Genomic DNA, 16,997 nt, shown 5'->3' with positions numbered 1-16,997 from the left:
GGTCCTACGCAGTCATGGACCGCGAACCGTCCTGAAAGTCATCGCCGCCGGCCCGGGTGATTCCCAGCCGGCTCTCGAAGGACCAGCGCGCCGGCCCTATCCACGGGTCAGCGGCATCGCCGCCAGCTCCGCGACCACCCATGTCACCGGCACGAACACCACCACCAGCGCCCCCGCGCGCAGCAGTGCCGCGGTGCGCAGCACGGTGGCCGGCGCGCCCAGCCGTACGAGTGCGGCGATCGTGTCGGCGCGGTCCTGCCGCGCCTCGACCGCCGCCGTCGCCAGCGTTGCGAGCGTGCAGCCCGCCACGAGCACGGCACCGAGCACGGTGAGCGGCCCCAGGGACGGGCCCGCGCCGCCGTACAGCGCCGCCGTCGCGTAGGCCGCCGACGCCACCGCGCAGACCACGCCGAGCGGACGGCCGATCCGCCGCGCCTCCTCCTGCAGACCGCGGCCGGCGAGCAGGCGCACCGCCCCCGGACTCATCGACTGCAGCAGCGAACCGCACAGATAGGCGAGCGCGGGCCCGGCCAGCGCCAGCCCCAGCGCGGTCAGCGCCCAGCCCGCCAGCACCCCGGCGGGTCCGCCCGCGAGACCGCCGGGCAGATGCAGACCCTGTTGCTGACCGCCCCCGCTCGCATGCGTCTCCACGGCGAGCCCCGCGGCGAGCGTGGCCACACCCCAGGGGAGGCCGCCAGGGGCGGGCCGGGGAGCGAGCGGCAGGTCCGGCACGGACATCTCGTCGGGGGAGTCCGGGGCCCGATCGTCCGGCACGTCCCCGGACTCGGCGGCGGTCTGCGCGCCGGTGTCGGTCCGCCCGGGCCGCCGCGCCCGTCCGTCCTTCGGGCGCAGGGCCAGGGCGCTGCCCAGGGACGCGGCGAGCGGCACCAGAACGAGGAGGGTCAGCACGGCGGGCAGCGGCAGGGACTGGTCCGCGGCGAGGAATCCGGCGGCCGTCCGGTCCGACCGAAGTACGGGCAGGTCACCGCGCAGGTGCAGGAAGGCCAGCAGCGCGAGCAGCGAGCCGAGCACGGTCGACAGGGCCGTGGTCACCGCCGAGAGGGCCATCAGCCGCGCCGGGCCGAGACCGATCGTCGAGAGACCCGACCGAGGGCGGGTCCCCGGGTCCGTACGGGCGACGGTGACCGCGAGGTACACGGTGGCGGCCGTCGGCACGGCGCACCAGGCCAGCCGCTGTACCGAACCGGCCGACGCCTCCGGATGCGCGAGCGCGTATCCCAGCGTGCACAGCAGCAGGAAGCCCGTACCCGCCGAGGCCGCCGCGACCAGGAGCCGACGGAACTGGACCAGGGGGTGGGCCCCGCGCGCTAGACGGAGAGCGAGCACGGCGCTCGGCCTTCCTCGGGGACGGGTGGCAGATGGACGGTCCTGACCTGCCGTCCGTCCAGCAGGGACATCGTGCGGTCGGCGACCGCGACGGCGTCCGCCGGATGCGTGGCCAGTACGACGGTGATGCCGTGCGAGCGGGCCGCCGCGGTGAGCGTGCGCAGCACCTGGCCGGCATCGGCGCGATGCAGCGAGGCGGTCGGCTCGTCCGCGAAGAGCACGGTCGGGCACGAGGCGAGCGCCCGGGCGACGGCGATCCGCTGCCGGTCGGCCTGAGGGAGCTCGTAGGGGCGCTTGCGGGCGCGGTCGCCCACGTCGAGGCGTTCCAGCCACTCGAGGGCGCTGGTCTTGGCCCGGCGCCGGCTCGTGCCGCGCAGCATCAGCGGCAGAGCGGCGTTCTCCCAGGCGTTCAGTTCGGGCAGGAGCAGAGGTGCAGGATCGATCCAGCCGAACCGGTCCCGGCGCAGCCGCTCCCGGGTGATCGCGCCCATGGTGTGCACCGGTGTGCTGTTGAACCAGACCTCACCGCGCTGGACGGGCAGTAACCCGGCCAGACACTGCAGGAGGGTCGTCTTGCCGCTGCCGCGGGGGCCCGTGACGGCGAAGATCTCGCCCTCGCGTACACCCAGCGAGACACCGCAGAGTGCGGGCGAGCCGTTGTGCTGGAAGTGCAGAGCGCGTGCCCAGAGCACGTCGTTGTCCGGCGGGGTCACCATCGCGTACACCTCGGTTCAGATCCGTAGTCCCGTGCCGATCCCCGTCCGGGGGACCCGTTCGGGGGAACGAAGGCAGAAGCGATCGGTCACATGGCACGCTAGGCAGACTGCGCCGGAAGCCGCGGACAGCGACGGCCCCGTACCGCCGTTTCTCACTCCAACGGGCGGTACGGGGCCGGTTTTTGATCATCCAGAAGGATGATCTGTGCCTCGGGTGGCTCAGAGCTTGGTCCAGGCCTCCGTCAGCGTCGCGCGCAGGATCTGCTCGATCTCGTCGAACGTCCGCTGGTCGGAGATCAGCGGCGGGGCGAGCTGCACGACCGGGTCGCCGCGGTCGTCGGCCCGGCAGTACAGGCCGTTCTCGAACAGCGCCTTGGACAGGAAGCCGTACAGGACGCGCTCGGTCTCCTCCTCGTTGAAGGACTCCTTGGTCGCCTTGTCCTTGACGAGTTCGATGCCGTAGAAGAAGCCGTTGCCGCGGACGTCTCCGACGATCGGCAGGTCGTGCAGCTTCTGCAGGGTCGTCAGGAAGGCGGCCTCGTTGTCGAGCACGTGCTGGTTGAGCTTCTCGCGCTCGAACAGGTCGAGGTTGGCCAGGCCCACGGCCGCGGAGACCGGGTGGCCGCCGAAGGTGTAGCCGTGCAGGAAGGTGTTGTCGCCCTTGTAGAACGGCTCGGCCAGGCGGTCGGAGACGATGCACGCGCCGATCGGGGAGTAGCCCGAGGTCATGCCCTTGGCGCAGGTGATCATGTCCGGGACGTAGCCGAACTTGTCGCAGGCGAACGTCGTGCCCAGGCGACCGAAGGCGCAGATGACCTCGTCCGACACGAGCAGCACGTCGTACTGGTCGCAGATCTCGCGGACGCGCTGGAAGTACCCGGGCGGCGGCGGGAAACAGCCGCCGGCGTTCTGCACGGGCTCAAGGAAGACCGCGGCGACCGTGTCCGGGCCCTCGAAGAGGATCTGCTGCTCGATCTGGTCGGCGGCCCAGCGGCCGAAGGCCTCGGGGTCGTCACCGAAGATCGGGGCGCGGTAGATGTTGGTGTTCGGCACCTTGTGCGCGCCGGGGACCAGCGGCTCGAAGGGGGCCTTCAGTCCCGGCAGTCCGGTGATGGACAGGGCGCCCTGCGGGGTGCCGTGGTAGGCGACCGCACGCGAGATGACCTTGTACTTGGTGGGCTTGCCGACCAGCTTGAAGTACTGCTTGGCGAGCTTCCAGGCGGTCTCGACCGCCTCGCCGCCGCCGGTGGTGAAGAAGACCTTGTTCAGGTCTCCGGGTGCCTGGTCGGCGAGACGTTCCGCCAGCTCCACGGCCTTCGGGTGGGCGTACGACCACACGGGGAAGAACGCCAGCTCCTGAGCCTGCTTGAACGCCGTCTCCGCCAACTCGGTGCGGCCGTGGCCCGCCTGGACCACGAACAGACCGGCGAGACCGTCGAGGTAACGCTTGCCCTTGTCGTCGTAGATGTAGGTGCCCTCGCCCCGGACGATGGTGGGGACGGGCGCGTTCTCGTACGAGGACATGCGGGTGAAGTGCATCCACAGGTGGTCGTACGCGGTCTTGCTGAGGTCCTTTGTGCTCACGGCTATCGGGTTCCCCACATGTAGGTCTGCTTCTTGAGCTTGAGGTAGACGAAGCTCTCGGTGGAGCGCACTCCGGGCAGGGCCCGGATGCGTTTGTTGATGACATCCAGCAGGTGGTCGTCGTCCTCGCAGACGACCTCCACCATCAGGTCGAACGAGCCTGCGGTCATCACCACGTACTCGCATTCCGACATAGCGGTCAGCACGTCCGCGACGGACTCCACGTCGCCCTCGACGTTGATCCCGACCATCGCCTGCCGGCGGAAGCCCACGGTGAGCGGGTCCGTGACGGCGACGATCTGCATCACGCCTTGGTCGAGCAGCTTCTGGACGCGCTGGCGCACGGCCGCCTCCGAGAGGCCGACCGCCTTGCCGATCGCTGCGTACGGCCGACGGCCGTCCTCCTGGAGCTGCTCGATGATCGCGAGGGACACGGCGTCCGGCTGGGTGTTGCCGTTCCTGAACTCGCGGGAGTCCCTCTGGTCTGCGCTTCGACTGGCCACGACGTCACTGTGCACGACGTCTCGACAGTTTCGCAAGGCTGGATCGATGAAATTCGTTGTCTATGTGAGGGAAGCCTGCGGATTTCGCAGCGATGGCGGGATCGGGACTGTTGAAAACGTGGGGCCACGGATTAGGGTGGGTGTCTCAGCGATTGGACACCGAACTTGGAGGGCCGGCAGTGAGCACCGAGCTGCGTCGTCTGCGCAATTACATCGACGGCGAATTCCGTGACGCCGCCGACGGTCGGACCACCGAGGTGGTCAACCCCGCGACCGGTGAGGCGTACGCGACCGCCCCGCTGTCCGGGCAGGCCGACGTCGACGCCGCGATGGCCGCAGCCGCCGCGGCCTTCCCGGCATGGCGGGACGCCACGCCTGCCGAGCGCCAGAAGGCCCTCCTGAAGATCGCCGACGCGTTCGAGGAGCGCGCCGAGGAGTTGATCGCCGCCGAGGTCGAGAACACGGGCAAGCCGATCGGGCTGACCCGCTCGGAGGAGATCCCGCCGATGGTGGACCAGATCCGCTTCTTCGCGGGCGCGGCACGGATGCTCGAGGGCCGCTCGGCCGGCGAGTACATGGACGGACTGACCTCGTTCGTCCGCCGCGAACCGGTCGGCGTCTGCGCCCAGGTGGCGCCGTGGAACTACCCGATGATGATGGCGGTGTGGAAGTTCGCCCCGGCGATCGCGGCGGGCAACACGGTCGTCCTCAAGCCGTCCGACACCACCCCGGCGTCCACGGTCCTGATCGCCGACATCATCGGCTCGGTCCTGCCCAAGGGTGTCTTCAACGTCATCTGCGGCGACCGCGACACCGGCCGGATGATGGTCGAGCACCCCACCCCGGCGATGGCGTCCATCACCGGTTCCGTCCGTGCGGGCATGTCGGTCGCCGAGTCCGCGTCGAAGGACCTCAAGCGCGTCCACCTGGAGCTGGGCGGCAAGGCGCCGGTCGTCGTCTTCGAGGACACCGACATCGCCAAGGCCGTCGAGGACATCTCGGTGGCGGGCTTCTTCAACGCCGGCCAGGACTGCACGGCCGCCACCCGCGTCCTCGTCCAGGAGTCCATCCACGACGAGTTCGTGGCCGCGCTCGCCAAGGCCGCGTCGGAGACCAGGACCGGTCAGCCGGACGACGAGGACGTGCTCTACGGGCCGCTCAACAACCCGAACCAGCTCAAGCAGGTCGCGGGCTTCATCGAGCGCCTGCCCGCACACGCCAAGGTGGTGGCCGGCGGCCACCAGGTCGGCGAGAAGGGCTACTTCTACGCGCCGACCGTCGTCGCGGGCCTCCTCCAGGACGACGAGATCATCCAGAACGAGGTCTTCGGCCCGGTCATCACCGTCCAGTCCTTCACGGACGAGCAGCAGGCCCTCGAGTACGCGAACGGTGTCGAGTACGCACTCGCCTCCTCGGTGTGGACGAAGGACCACGCGCGTGCGATGCGTCTGTCCAAGGCCCTCGACTTCGGCTGCGTATGGATCAACACGCACATCCCGCTGGTCGCGGAGATGCCGCACGGCGGCTTCAAGAAGTCCGGCTACGGCAAGGACCTCTCGGCGTACGGCTTCGACGACTACACCCGGATCAAGCACGTGATGACGTCGCTGGACGTGTGAGCGAGCCACCGCAAGCGCGCGGCCCCGGGAGGGAGTTGTCCCTCCCGGGGCCGCGCGCTTTGCGGTGCGAGGCACGCCCGAAACGCCGTTCCGCCCCGGCCGACAAGGTGTCGGATTCACGGGGAGCGGCTCGACGGGGCGTCGATTGTCGGCCCGAGGGCGGCGGCGGCATGCTTGCCCGGATGCACCGGACACCGAAGAAGCCCACCCCGACCCGCCGCCAGCTGCTGCGCACCCTCGGTGGGGGCGCGCTCCTCGGCGCACTCGCCGGCTGCGGCGTACCCGGCGCGTACGTGGCGCCCGGAGACCGTTCCTGCGCCGAGCAACCGGGCCGCGATCTTGGCGATCGCACGGGACATCACGTCCTTGGAGCGGGTGGAGTTCGCCAAGCGGTGGAACACGATCGTGGGGCTGTAGGGCGTCACATCCGTCGGGTGTCCGCCGAGCGGCGCCGCCTACTCGTGGTTGGTCGGGCCCTCGGACGGCAGCTCCAGATGCAGTCGGTAGCCGCCGTCGGCCGTCGGGCCGGCCTCGACCGTGCCGCCGAGGAGTTCGGCGCGTTGGCGCAGGCCGACGAGGCCGTGGTGGGCGCTGGGCAGGGCGAGCGCCGGCCGGGTGGGTGCGGTGTTCGTGACGACGGTGTGGAGGGCGCCGTCGCCGTGGTGGATCCGCACCGTCGCCCTGGCACCGGGGGCGTGTTTGCGGACGTTGGTCAGGGCCTCCTGGACCGCGCGGTACACGGCGCGCTGGACGGTGGGCGGGAGGTCGCCGGGCAGATCCGTCTCCAGTTCCGCCTCGATGCCGCTGCCGGCGACCAGCCGGCGCAGGTCGGCCAGGGAGGGCTGCGGCGTGAGCTCGGTACGGCGGCCGCCCGAGGCGCGCAGCACGCTGACCATGTGCCGCAGTTCGTCCAGGGTCTGCACGCTGAGCTGCCGGATCGTGGCCGCCGCTGCCCTGGTCTCGTTGTCCCGGCTGCCCACCTGGAGCGCCCCGGCCTGCACGGCGATGAGGCTGACCTGGTGCGAGACGACGTCGTGCATCTCCCGGGCCAGCTGGGCCCGTTCCTCCGACAGGATGCTCTGGTCGGTCAGGAGCCGTTCGTGCTCACGGGCCTCGGAGATTTCCGCGAGCCGCAGGGACAGTTCCCGGTGGGCCTGCACGAGCTGGCCCAGGAAGACGGGGGCGGCCGCGGTGGCCAGGGTGTAGATGAGCTGGATCAGACCGGGGGTCCGGGTGAGCTCCGCCGGCCGCACCGCCGACCACGGCCAGGGCAGGAAGTCGGCCGCCGCGAAGGCCAGGGCGCAGACCGCCGGCAGCCAGAGGCGTCGGCTGAGCGAGGAGAGCGTGTACAGCGCGGCGATGGTGGCGAACACCGCGTCGGTGATCAGGGCGGTGGGGAGGGTGAGCACGAAGGTCGTCAGCGGCAGTCGGCGGCGCAGCGCGAGGGCGAAGGCGGCGAGCAGCGCGCAGGCCGTCTCCGCCGGGTCCGTGAGGTCGACGTTGACCCATGTGTCCACCAGGGCGGCCCCGACCAGGAGGCCGTCCACGACGGGGGCGGGCAGGCGCCAGGGGCTCATGGAGTGTCCTCGTCCTGCGGCGGCGTGAGCAGCCCCGCGCGCTCGGCGATCAGCACCGCCTGGACCCGGCTGCCGACCTGCAGCTTGCTCAGTACCGCGCTGACGTGCCCTTTGACCGTGCCGGTGCTCAGGTGCATCCGCTCGCCGATGTCGGTGTTGGCCAGGCCCTCGGCCATGAGTACAAGAACGGCTCGCTCGCGCTCGGACAACCGCTCGACGAGGCGGACGGCGGAGGGCTCGTGCGCACCCCTGTCGAGATAGGCGTCGACCATGGTGCGGGTGACCTTGGACGACAGCACGGTCCCGCCCCGGGCCAGCGTGCGCACGAGATGGGGAAGCTGTTCGGGGTCGGTGTCCTTGAGCAGGAATCCGGCGGCCCCCGAGCGGAGTGCGGCCGCCACGTATTCGTCGGTGTCGAACGTCGTGAGCATGGCCACCACGGGCGGGTCCTGCATGCGACGGACCTCGGCCAGAATCGTGAGCCCGTCCACGTCCGGCATCCGGATGTCCAGCAGTACGAGGTCGGGGCGCAGCTCCTGGACGGTCCGCACGGCCTGGCCGCCGGGGACCGCCGCGACGACCTGGATGTCGTCCGCCGCGTCGAGAATGTGCGTGAAGCCCGTGCGGATGAGGGCCTCGTCGTCGACCACCAGTACCCGGATCACGTGCGCTCCGCTCCTCGCATCCCCTCTCTTGGATGCGTACCCCGTCAGGGTCGTCCGTGGCGGGGGAAGTGGGTGTCGACGGCCGCGCGGCCGGATTCCAGCCGGTTGGCGGGGGGAGCTTCGGCCGGTCGGCGGGGTGCCTTCGGAAAGCCGCCGGGATGGCTGGGGCGAGGCCGCGGCGAATGCTGAGGGCATGACGCAGAACGTATTGGCGCCCGCGCCCCCGGCGGAGCCGCGCCCGCTCGAGGCGGACCGAACCCGCGCGTCCGCCGCCACGCCGTCGACCGGGCGGCTGATCGGTATCGACCTGGCCCGTGGGCTCGCGGTCTTCGGCATGTACGCGGCCCACGTCGGCCCCGATGTGTCGGTGGGCGGCCCGGTGGGCTTCCTCCTGGAGCTGGCGCGCGGGCGGTCCTCCGCCCTCTTCGCGGTGCTCGCGGGTTTCTCGCTGATCATCATCATGGGCCGTCCACAGCCCCGTACCGGCCGCTCCGGCCGCCAGGCGATGACCAGGATCGTGATCCGCACGGTCGTCATCGGCGTGATCGGCTATGCGCTGACGGCCCTGGGCACCTCGATCGACGTGATACTCAGCTTCTACGCGCTGCTGTTCCTCGTCGTCCTCCCGCTGTACCGGCTGCGCGCGGGGGCGCTCACGCTCATCGCCGCCACGGGTGCGGTGGTCATGCCCCTGGTGCTGCACGCGATAAACGCCTCGATCGACAACGGGAACTGGGCACAGTCCGTCATCGACCATGACCCGCTGGCCCGGGTCACCGGCACGGACGGCATCGTCGAGCTGCTGTTCACCGGGACGTATCCGGTGCTCACCTGGGTGCCGTTCCTGGTCGCGGGCATGGCGCTGGCCCGACTCGACCTCACTCGCCCCGGTATCCGGTCCCGGATGGCCCTGACCGGCGGGGGGCTCGCCCTGCTCGGCTACGGGGGGTCCTGGCTGGCCCTGCATCTGGTCCCGCACGCCATGACGGCCGTCGCGGCCGCCACGGACGGCGGTTCGGCGTCGGCTGCGTGGTGGTCCGACACGGTCGGCGATCCCGAGGGCCGAACCCCGCTCGCGTGGTTGCTGGTGGCAGCACCGCACAGCGAGACGACGTTCTCCATCGTCGGCAACATCGGCGTCGTCGTCATGGCGGTCGCCACGTGTCTGACCGTCGCCGCCAGGCTGCCGCGACTCACCCGTATGGCCACGCCCGTCGCGTCGGTCGGCAAGATGGCGCTCACGGTCTACGTAGCGCACATCGTCGCCCTGTGGTTCCTCACCCATGTCTGGTACGTGCCCCTGGTGGAGGACGAGACCATGGCCGCGCTGCCGGTGCTGCTCGGCTTCATCGCGTCCGCCGCGCTGGTGGCGACCGTGTGGGCCCGCCACTTCCGCCGCGGCCCCATGGAGCAGTTGCTGCATCTGGCCACCCGGCCCGCGCTCCTGGTCAAGTAGGAGGACGACGGCCCGCCCGGGACTCACGCCGCTCCGCCGCCCCGACTGGCCTGCGGAGCGGGCCGGACGGCCGCTCCACTCGGACGGAGCCGCCGTTCCCGCGCTGTACGCCGGGAACCGGGCCGCCGCGCCGCGGCCCGGCGGCTTTGCCGGCTCTTTACAACCCGCTCCCTTGCCGCCTCGTCTCTTCGCTCGATCCGTAACTCAGCCCGCCGCGTATGGGGCGGGCCGACGAAAGAGAGCGATTCGATGCGCCGAACTGTCCTCAGCGCCCTGGCACTCGGGAGCACCATCGTGCTGGCCGGCACCGTGCCCGCGTTCGCCGACGGGCCGAGCCCGGTCCCCAGCACCCGCCCGGGCGCGGCCGCCCCGGCCGGTCCGAGCCCCGTCCCGGCCACCCGGTCCTCGGCCCCGAGCGCGGTCCCGAGCGCGGCGCCGACGCGGGCCAACGGGCGCGGCCAGGTCTCCGTCGTGCCGAAGGGCGCGCCCGACACCGGAGTGACGGCGGTGTCCTCGTCGTCCGGGTCCGAGGGCGGGCTGATCGGCGGGGGTGCCGCCGCGGCGCTCGTCGCGGGCGGCGCGGCGGTCTTCGTCGTGCGTCGCCGCCGGGCGACCGGGGCATGACACCGCTCTCCAGGCGCGCCTTCGCCACGGCCGCTATGGCCTGCGTGCTCATGGGGTGCGCCGGCCATCCGAACCATCGGGCCACGACCGCACCGGCCGTGAGCACGCCGCCGCCCCCGCATGCTGCCGCACGGGCCGTACACCCCCTCGGTCGCTCGGTCCCGGTCGGGCTGCGGATCCCGGCCATCGGCGTCGACACCCCGGTCATGCAGCTGGGGCTGGCGCCGGACGGAAGCGTGCAGGTGCCCCCGATCCAGGCGGACGACCGGGCGGGCTGGTACCGGCAGTCGCCGACGCCGGGCCAGGTCGGCCCGTCGGTCCTCCTCGGGCACGTCACCGTCGGTGCCTACGGGGACGGGGTGTTCCGGCACCTCGCGCGGCTGCACCGGGGCGACCGGATCGTGGTGCGTCTGGAGAACGGCACGTCCGCGGTGTTCACCGTCGGCGACGTGCGGACGGTCGCCAAGACCGACTTCCCCGCACAGGACGTCTACGGGGATGTGAACCGTCCGGAGCTGCGGCTCATCACGTGCGGTGGACCCCGTAGCGGTGACGGCTACCTCGACAACGTCATCGTGTTCGCGACGCTGAGCTCCGCTGCCCCCTGACCCGGTCCTGCTCGGATGCCGGGCCCATGGAACGTACGCCGTCGGCCCGGCATCCTTCCCCACGAGTGCCCCCACGACCATGGAGAGCGTTGAAACGGTCCCGTGACAAGGCGGCGTCCGAGCTGTTCGCCGCCCTCTACCCGCGCCTCGCCGGCTGGTGCCGCCGTCTCGTCGACGACGACGAGACGGCCCACGAGATCGCCTCGGAGGCGTTCACCCGGCTCTGGGCCCGCTGGACGACTGTGGAGGAGCCCCGCGGCTTCCTCTTCGTCACCGCGGCCAACATCGTCCGGGACCACTGGCGCAAACTGGAACGCGAGCGCAGAGCCGTGCGCCGCGCCACCTCCGAGGCCGCCGTCCGCCCGCACACCGAGCAGACCGACCCGTCGGTGCGGCTGCTCGTACAGTCGCTTCCCGAACGACTCCGGGTGCCGATCCTGCTGCACTACTACGCCGACATGCCGATCCGGGAGGTGTCCGCGCTGACCGGGCGCAAGGAAGGAACCGTCAAGGCCGATCTCCACGCGGCCCGAGAACTGCTCCGCGTCCACCTGAGGAGAAGCCTTGACCACACGCCTTGACGACGGCCCGGAGTTCGGCTCCGACGACCCTCTCGCGGTGATCCTGCGGCCGCCCGCCGAGCACCTCGGCCCGCCCCCCGGTCGGTACGAGGCGATCCGCCGCGCCGCGGGCCGCCGCAGGCTGCTGCGTGCCGCGGCGGGGATCGGCGCGTCCTGCGCGGTCGCCGTTCTTGTCGCGCTGCCCCTTCACCTGGCGAGCCCCGGTGCGCCCGCCTCCCCGGCGGTGCCGCTCGCGCCGCCGCCCGCGAGCGGGCACGCGGGGTCGCCCACCCCCTCGGTGGTGCCCACCCCGTCGGCGTCGCCCGTGCCGTCGGTGCCGCCCGAGCGTGTCGAACCCCGCCCGACGGCACGGTCCTCGGCCGTGGGAAGCGACGCGCCGGGCGGTCCGGTGTCGCCGACCCGGGAGCGACGGGTGGCGTCGAACGCGATGCGGGGCGAGCCGTCGCCCTCCGCCCGCTGACGCTCCCGACGGCGGGGGAGCCGGTGGGGCCGCGCCCGCCCTCCTCCCTGCTCTCGTGCCCGCCTTGCGGGGGCCGCCGCCGCGCAGCAGGCTGCTTCACGGGGGAGGCGAGGAAGGGAGCCCCGTGATGACCCAGCATCCGCCCACGGCGCCGCTCGACCGGCCGGTGGTCGGCTCGTATCCGACCTACGAGGGCGCACAGCGTGCGGTCGACTTCCTCTCCGACAGCAAGTTCCCGGTGGAGCGCACCGCGATCATCGGCTCGGACCTGCGGATGGTGGAGACGGTGCTCGGCCGGCTCACCCGCGGGCGGGCCGCCTTGGCCGGCGCGGGCTCGGGCGCCTGGTTCGGGCTGCTCATCGGCCTGCTGCTGTCACTGTTCGCCGCGGGCAACCATCACGTGCTGGTACTGATGATCAGCGGTCTGTTCTACGGCGCGATCTTCGGTGCGCTCTTCGGCTTCGCCGGCCACGCGTTCACCGGGGGCCGACGCGACTTCGCGTCCCGCAGCCAGATCGTCGCCGCCCGCTACGACGTGGTCGCCGAGGCCGAGGTCGCGGAGGAGGCGAAGAACATGCTCATCAAGCTCGGCTGGCGCGAGAGCTGAGCGGGTACGGGCGCCCGCCGCGACCGGACACGCCCGCGGCCGGTCCACCGGCCCGTGCACCGGACGGTGCGGGGTGCCGCGCGTCTTGGCGCCCCGGCGGGTCCGGGAAAGGGATGATTCCTAGCTGAATGTCCGGTGTGCCGACAACAGCAAAGGAGCGGAAGAACCATGTCCGTGATGCGAGTCGCCCAGGTGGCCGAGCCCCGGGGGAGTTTCGAGATCGTCGAACGGGAGCTGCCCGAGCCGGGGCCGGGACATGTACGGATCGCCGTGGAGGCGTCCGGTGTCTGCCACACCGACTCGGTCTTCGTGCAGACACCCTCCCCGGCCGTGCGGTTCCCTCTCGTGACCGGGCACGAGGTGGCCGGCCGGATCGACTCGGTGGGCGAGGGGGTCGTCGGCTGGGCGGTGGGCACCCGGGTCGAGGTGGGGTGGTTCGGGGGTCAGTGCGGTCACTGCCGCCGCTGCCGCCAGGGCGACTTCATCAGCTGCGAGAACCTCAAGGTGCCGGGGCTGGCGTACGACGGCGGATACGCCACCCACATGGTCGCGCCCGTCGAGGCCCTGGCCCAGATTCCGGAGGGTCTGTCCGCGGTCGACGCCGCACCGCTCGGATGCGCGGGTGTGACCTCCTTCATGGGGCTGCGCACAAGTGTGGCCCGCGCCGGTGACCTGGTCGCGGTCCTCGGCATCGGCGGCCTCGGGCACCTCGGCGTCCAGTACGCCGCCAGGATGGGTTTCGAGACCGTGGCGATCGCCCGCGGCCGGGACAAGGAGGCGCTGGCCAGACAACTGGGCGCGGACCACTACATCGACAGCTCGGCCTCGGACCCGGCCCGGATGCTCAAGGAACTGGGCGGGGCGAAGGTGGTCCTCGGCACGGCGGCGAGCGCGGACGCCATGTCGGCGACGATCGACGGACTCGCCCCGCGCGGTCAGCTGGTCACCATCGGGGTGACGGACCAGTCGCTCGAGGTGGCACCGGTGCAGCTGATCGGCACCAGCCGGGTGGTGAGCGGGCATCCGTCGGGCACGGCGCGGGAGGTCGAGGAGACCATGGCCTTCAGCGCCCGCAGCGGCGTCCGGCCCATGGTCGAGACGATGCCGCTGGAGGAGGTCAACGACGCCTACGCGCGCATGCTGTCCGGCGCGGCACGGTTCCGCATGGTGCTGACCATGGGTGGGTGACGGCGGGGCCCGGCCCGGGCCCGCAAGGGTCCCGGCCGGTCCGGCGTCCGGTACGGCCCGCATACGGACACCCTTCCTCCTCACGGAATGGGACGTCGGGCTTCGGGTGTTTGTGAGTGACAGCAGACCTCGTCAGGGCGGATTGCCCTGGTTGTTCCGGTCTGCCGGAACGGGAGGCGGCGGATGCGTTCGAACCACCTGGCGATCGCCGAGTGAGCGCCTGAGCATGTCCAGCGAAGCCGACGACTACACGGGGCAGACCGCCTGCGGCAAGAACTCTCACTCGCCGCTGCGCGACTTCCTGCAGACCGAGACCGGCAGCGCGGCCGTCCTGGTGGCGGCGGCCGTCCTTGCGCTCGTGTGGGCCAACTCCGCGCCGTCGGGCTACGAGGCGTTCTGGCACACCCACCTGTCCGTACGGATCGGTCCGTACGGTGTGTCGCTCGCGCTGCGCGAGTGGGTGAACAGCGGACTGATGGCGCTGTTCTTCTTCGTCGTCGGTCTGGAGGCGCGCCGCGAGTTCGACATGGGCGAACTGCGCGACCGCTCACGTCTGGCCCTGTCGCTCGCTGCGGGCGTCGGCGGCATGCTCGTGCCGATCGGCATCTATCTGGCGATCAACGCGGGCCATGGGACGACGCAGGGCTGGGGCGCGGCGATGTCCACCGACACCGCCTTCGTACTGGGTGTGCTGGCCGTCGTCGGACGCCGAATGCCACCGGGACTGCGGGTCTTCGTTCTCACGATCACCGTGGTCGACGACCTGCTGGCCCTCGTCGTCATCGCCGTCGCCTACAGCGACCGCATCAACGTGCCGGCGCTGTTCGTGGCCGTCGGCGTCTTCGCCGTCGTCCTGCTGGTGCGATGGCTCGGGGTCCGCCGCGGAGTCGTGTACGCGCTGCTCGCGCTGGTGGCATGGGTCGCCCTGCTCGAATCGGGGGTGGACCCGGTTGTCATCGGGCTCGCCATGGGTCTGATCACCTACGCCTATCCGGCGGCGCGCGCCGATCTGGAGCGCGTCAGCGACCTGTTCCGGTTGTTCCGCGAGCAGCCGACGCCCGAACTCGAGCGCACCGTACGTGTCGGCATCGCCACGGCCCTCTCGCCGAACGAGCGCCTGCAGCGCATGTACCACCCCTGGGCCGGCTATGTGATCGTTCCCCTCTTCGCGCTGGCCAACGTCGGCATCCCGATCGGCGGCGAGCAGTTGGGACGGGCGTTCACCTCGCCGGTGACCCTGGGCATCCTGCTGGCGTACGTCCTCGGCAAACCGATCGGCATCGTCGGGGCGTCGGCCCTGGCCCAGGCGCTCAGCCGCGGACGGCTCCGGGTCCCGGTCGGCTGGGGGACCGTCGCCGCGGGCGGGACCATGGCCGGAGTCGGTTTCACGGTCTCCCTGCTCATCGCCACGCTCGCCTTCAGCGGCGCCCGGCTGGAGGAGGCCAAGATCGGCATCCTGGCGGCCGTGGTCGGCTCCTTCGTGACCGGCCGGCTCGCCACCGGCGTGATCGGGATGCTGTCGCGTCCCCGGCAGTTGCGTGCACTGTTCGGAAAGGCCGAGACGATCGTCGATCTGGGGGTGCCCGTCGGCCCCGGCCGCGACCATGTGCGCGGACCGCACGAGGCACCCGTGACGGTCGTGGAGTACGGCGACTACGAGTGCCCCTTCTGCGGTCAGGCGGAGCCGGTCGTGCGGGAACTCCTCGCGGACTTCGGGGACGTGCGGTACGTATGGCGGCATCTGCCGCTGACCGATGTCCATCCGCACGCCCAACTCGCCGCAGAGGCCGCGGAGGTGGCCGCGCTGCAGGGTCGCTTCTGGGACATGCACGATCTGCTGATCAGCCACCAGGGCGCCCTGACGCTCGACGACCTGCTGGGCCATGCCGCGGACCTGGGACTCGATCTGCGGCGCTTCGAGCGGGACATGCGCGCCCACGCGGGCGCCGCGCGCGTGGCCGAGGACGTCGATTCGGCGGATCTCGGCGGCGTCGCCGGAACGCCCACGTTCTTCGTCAACGGGCGTAGGCACTACGGCGCGTACGACATCACCGGACTGTCCGAGGCCGTGCGTGCCGCGCGTGAACGAGCCGCCGTGGCCGCTTAGCGCGTTCTCGTGTCCCACCCCCCGTACGCGGGCGGCGGGGTCCCCGTCCAGCCACTTTTGAACATGTTCAATTCGAGGGGTACGCTCATGCCATGAGCGACAGAGCGGCCCTGTCGAGGGGCATCCGCGCGTGGCTGGTCTTCTTCGTCGTCTGCCTGGTACTCAGCGGTGCCACGGCCTTTCCCCTGGTCCACGAACTGCGCTGGACCGAGGATCTGCTGAGGTCCCTGTCCGTGCCGGAGCACCTGCCCGCCCTTATGGACTGGATCGAGCGGGTGCGCCGCGGACTCGACGCCACCGATGCCGAACAGCCCTTCGTCCTTTACGGCACGGACTGGCTGGCGTTCGCACACCTGGTGATCGCGGTGGCCTTCTACGGGCCCTTCCGCGACCCCGTCCGCAACATCTGGGTCGTCGAGTTCGGGATGATCGCCTGCGCGGGCATCATCCCGCTCGCCCTGATCTGCGGTCCGATCCGCGGGATCCCGTTCTGGTGGACGGTGATCGACATGTCGTTCGGGGTGTTCGGGATCGTCCCGCTGTATGTCGTCCGGAAGAAGATCAAGCGGCTGGAGGAGCTGACGGCCGCGGTCACCCGGCCGGCCCCCGCGGCAGCGTGAGCCCGGCCACCGAACGGCCCCGGGACCGCCGCCCGCCTCAGCGCCCGCGCAGCGCGTGCAGCGCGTCGAGGCGGTTGGTGGTGATCGAGTCCACGCCCAGGTCGAGCAGGCGCCGCATGGAGCGGCGCGTGTCCGGGGTCCACACCGACAGCAGATGGCCGCCCCGGCGCACACGCGCCGCGAGGTCCCGGTCGACCAGGCTGAACCGGTAGTTGAGCCAGCGCGGGCGCACCGCATCGAGCAGCGCGGGCCGGGGCGGGGCGAGGCTCGTCCAGGTCAGGGCGATCTCCGCCGAGGGGTCGGCGGCCCGGACGGCCAGCATGGCCTGCGCCCCGGCGCAGTAGTAGACGCGCTCCGACGCGCCGCACTGCCGCACGACGTCCACCACCCGGCGCACGGCGCGGACCGAGGGCTCGCCCGGCAGGTCGATCATGACCCGGCCGCCGTCGGACGCCATCAGCGCGTCGGCCAGCGTCGGCACCCCGCCGGCGGTCAGCCCCTGCACCTCGTCGGACGAGAGCGAGGCGAGCGGCCGGTCCTGCTCCCACAGCCGCTTCAGTGTCCCGTCGTGCAGGAGCACGGGGACACCGTCCCGGGTGAGCCGAACATCGACCTCGACGGCGTCCGCGCCCCGGCGGAGCGCGGAACGCAGCGAGGCGAGCGTGTTCTCACGGTGGCGGTAGGGGTCGCCGCGATGGGCGACGGCAGTCACGGTGCGCATGGGCCCATTGTGCT

At 71.6% G+C, this 16,997-nt stretch carries 18 protein-coding genes; 10 read left to right on the top strand and 8 right to left on the bottom strand.

Annotated elements, in window-relative coordinates; genetic code table 11:
• Positions 1-96: 96 nt before the first annotated feature.
• The 4 genes from ADL25_RS19520 to ADL25_RS19505 form a co-directional block, all read right to left on the bottom strand.
• Positions 97-1,347, bottom strand: a complete 1,251-nt coding sequence (locus ADL25_RS19520) for a hypothetical protein (protein ID WP_059129047.1) — start codon at positions 1,345-1,347, stop codon at positions 97-99.
• Positions 1,329-2,063 (bottom strand): ABC transporter ATP-binding protein, encoded by a 735-nt coding sequence (locus tag ADL25_RS19515; protein ID WP_059129094.1) that lies wholly within the window; start codon positions 2,061-2,063, stop codon positions 1,329-1,331. The genes ADL25_RS19520 and ADL25_RS19515 overlap by 19 nt, the downstream gene beginning before the upstream one ends.
• Before the next feature lie 219 nt (positions 2,064-2,282).
• Positions 2,283-3,647 carry an aspartate aminotransferase family protein gene (locus ADL25_RS19510; RefSeq protein ID WP_059129046.1) on the bottom strand — a complete coding sequence of 455 codons (1,365 nt, stop codon included), beginning with the start codon at positions 3,645-3,647 and terminating at the stop codon, positions 2,283-2,285.
• 2 nt (positions 3,648-3,649) lie between these two features.
• On the bottom strand, positions 3,650-4,165 hold the full coding sequence (locus ADL25_RS19505; RefSeq protein ID WP_059129045.1) for an Lrp/AsnC family transcriptional regulator: 516 nt from the start codon (positions 4,163-4,165) through the stop codon (positions 3,650-3,652).
• 164 nt (positions 4,166-4,329) lie between these two features.
• Between ADL25_RS19505 and ADL25_RS19500 the strand changes: the two genes are divergently transcribed.
• Entirely contained in the window at positions 4,330-5,769 is a 1,440-nt protein-coding gene (locus ADL25_RS19500) for a gamma-aminobutyraldehyde dehydrogenase (protein ID WP_059129044.1), read from the top strand.
• 116 nt (positions 5,770-5,885) lie between these two features.
• On the opposite strand, the gene ADL25_RS51895 is transcribed toward ADL25_RS19500, so the two are convergent.
• The 3 genes from ADL25_RS51895 to ADL25_RS19485 are packed head-to-tail and all read right to left on the bottom strand — an operon-like array spanning position 5,886 to position 8,011.
• A complete protein-coding gene (locus ADL25_RS51895; protein WP_059129043.1) occupies positions 5,886-6,194 on the bottom strand; it encodes a hypothetical protein in 309 nt (102 codons plus the stop codon).
• A gap of 30 nt (positions 6,195-6,224) precedes the next feature.
• Positions 6,225-7,346: a sensor histidine kinase gene (locus ADL25_RS19490; RefSeq protein ID WP_059129042.1), complete on the bottom strand. Its 1,122-nt coding sequence runs from the start codon at positions 7,344-7,346 to the stop codon at positions 6,225-6,227.
• The gene (locus ADL25_RS19485) at positions 7,343-8,011 is read right to left on the bottom strand and encodes a response regulator (protein ID WP_059129041.1); all 669 of its coding nucleotides are present in this window, start codon (positions 8,009-8,011) and stop codon (positions 7,343-7,345) included. The genes ADL25_RS19490 and ADL25_RS19485 overlap by 4 nt, the downstream gene beginning before the upstream one ends.
• 193 nt (positions 8,012-8,204) lie before the next feature.
• Here ADL25_RS19485 and ADL25_RS19480 point away from each other — a divergent pair, with 193 nt between their 5' ends.
• The 9 genes from ADL25_RS19480 to ADL25_RS19440 all read left to right on the top strand — a co-directional run bounded on the left by ADL25_RS19480 (position 8,205) and on the right by ADL25_RS19440 (position 16,262).
• A complete protein-coding gene (locus ADL25_RS19480) occupies positions 8,205-9,467 on the top strand; it encodes a DUF418 domain-containing protein (RefSeq protein WP_059129040.1) in 1,263 nt (420 codons plus the stop codon).
• Between the two features lie 249 nt (positions 9,468-9,716).
• Positions 9,717-10,091: a hypothetical protein gene (locus ADL25_RS19475; protein WP_059129039.1), complete on the top strand. Its 375-nt coding sequence runs from the start codon at positions 9,717-9,719 to the stop codon at positions 10,089-10,091.
• The gene (locus ADL25_RS19470; RefSeq protein ID WP_059129038.1) at positions 10,088-10,699 is read left to right on the top strand and encodes a class F sortase; all 612 of its coding nucleotides are present in this window, start codon (positions 10,088-10,090) and stop codon (positions 10,697-10,699) included. Before ADL25_RS19475 ends, ADL25_RS19470 begins: the two co-directional genes overlap by 4 nt.
• A gap of 89 nt (positions 10,700-10,788) precedes the next feature.
• Positions 10,789-11,280, top strand: a complete 492-nt coding sequence (locus ADL25_RS19465) for an RNA polymerase sigma factor (protein WP_059129037.1) — start codon at positions 10,789-10,791, stop codon at positions 11,278-11,280.
• Positions 11,264-11,740 (top strand): hypothetical protein, encoded by a 477-nt coding sequence (locus ADL25_RS19460; protein WP_059129036.1) that lies wholly within the window; start codon positions 11,264-11,266, stop codon positions 11,738-11,740. The genes ADL25_RS19465 and ADL25_RS19460 overlap by 17 nt, the downstream gene beginning before the upstream one ends.
• A 127-nt stretch (positions 11,741-11,867) precedes the next feature.
• Positions 11,868-12,347 carry a general stress protein gene (locus ADL25_RS19455; protein ID WP_059129035.1) on the top strand — a complete coding sequence of 160 codons (480 nt, stop codon included), beginning with the start codon at positions 11,868-11,870 and terminating at the stop codon, positions 12,345-12,347.
• Positions 12,348-12,515: 168 nt separating this feature from the next.
• Positions 12,516-13,535, top strand: coding sequence for an alcohol dehydrogenase (locus tag ADL25_RS19450; RefSeq protein ID WP_059129034.1), 1,020 nt, complete (start codon positions 12,516-12,518; stop codon positions 13,533-13,535).
• Positions 13,536-13,761: 226 nt separating this feature from the next.
• Positions 13,762-15,642: a Na+/H+ antiporter NhaA gene (gene nhaA, locus ADL25_RS19445; protein ID WP_181923166.1), complete on the top strand. Its 1,881-nt coding sequence runs from the start codon at positions 13,762-13,764 to the stop codon at positions 15,640-15,642.
• 92 nt (positions 15,643-15,734) lie between these two features.
• Positions 15,735-16,262, top strand: coding sequence for a hypothetical protein (locus tag ADL25_RS19440; RefSeq protein ID WP_059129033.1), 528 nt, complete (start codon positions 15,735-15,737; stop codon positions 16,260-16,262).
• A 37-nt stretch (positions 16,263-16,299) separates the two neighbouring features.
• On the opposite strand, the gene ADL25_RS19435 is transcribed toward ADL25_RS19440, so the two are convergent.
• The gene (locus tag ADL25_RS19435) at positions 16,300-16,983 is read right to left on the bottom strand and encodes a glycerophosphodiester phosphodiesterase (RefSeq protein ID WP_059129032.1); all 684 of its coding nucleotides are present in this window, start codon (positions 16,981-16,983) and stop codon (positions 16,300-16,302) included.
• Between the last annotated feature and the right edge of the window lie 14 nt (positions 16,984-16,997).

This window comes from Streptomyces sp. NRRL F-5122, from assembly GCF_001507435.1.
Taxonomy (GTDB): Bacteria; Actinomycetota; Actinomycetes; order Streptomycetales; family Streptomycetaceae; genus Streptomyces; species Streptomyces lannensis.
The sequence above is the reverse complement of the archived record's forward strand: the minus strand, read 5'-3'. Positions and strand labels throughout refer to the sequence as shown.

Bases quoted from the DNA above. Each gene is read 5' to 3' on its own strand.
- ADL25_RS19515 (WP_059129094.1), bottom strand. From the start codon at position 2,063: ATGGTGACCCCGCCGGACAACGACGTGCTCTGGGCACGCGCTCTGCAC.
- ADL25_RS19490 (WP_059129042.1), bottom strand. From the start codon at position 7,346: ATGAGCCCCTGGCGCCTGCCCGCCCCCGTCGTGGACGGCCTCCTGGTC.
- ADL25_RS19480 (WP_059129040.1), top strand. From the start codon at position 8,205: ATGACGCAGAACGTATTGGCGCCCGCGCCCCCGGCGGAGCCGCGCCCG.
- ADL25_RS19475 (WP_059129039.1), top strand. From the start codon at position 9,717: ATGCGCCGAACTGTCCTCAGCGCCCTGGCACTCGGGAGCACCATCGTG.
- ADL25_RS19470 (WP_059129038.1), top strand. From the start codon at position 10,088: ATGACACCGCTCTCCAGGCGCGCCTTCGCCACGGCCGCTATGGCCTGC.
- ADL25_RS19455 (WP_059129035.1), top strand. From the start codon at position 11,868: ATGACCCAGCATCCGCCCACGGCGCCGCTCGACCGGCCGGTGGTCGGC.
- ADL25_RS19450 (WP_059129034.1), top strand. From the start codon at position 12,516: ATGTCCGTGATGCGAGTCGCCCAGGTGGCCGAGCCCCGGGGGAGTTTC.
- nhaA (WP_181923166.1), top strand. From the start codon at position 13,762: ATGTCCAGCGAAGCCGACGACTACACGGGGCAGACCGCCTGCGGCAAG.
- ADL25_RS19440 (WP_059129033.1), top strand. From the start codon at position 15,735: ATGAGCGACAGAGCGGCCCTGTCGAGGGGCATCCGCGCGTGGCTGGTC.
- ADL25_RS19435 (WP_059129032.1), bottom strand. From the start codon at position 16,983: ATGCGCACCGTGACTGCCGTCGCCCATCGCGGCGACCCCTACCGCCAC.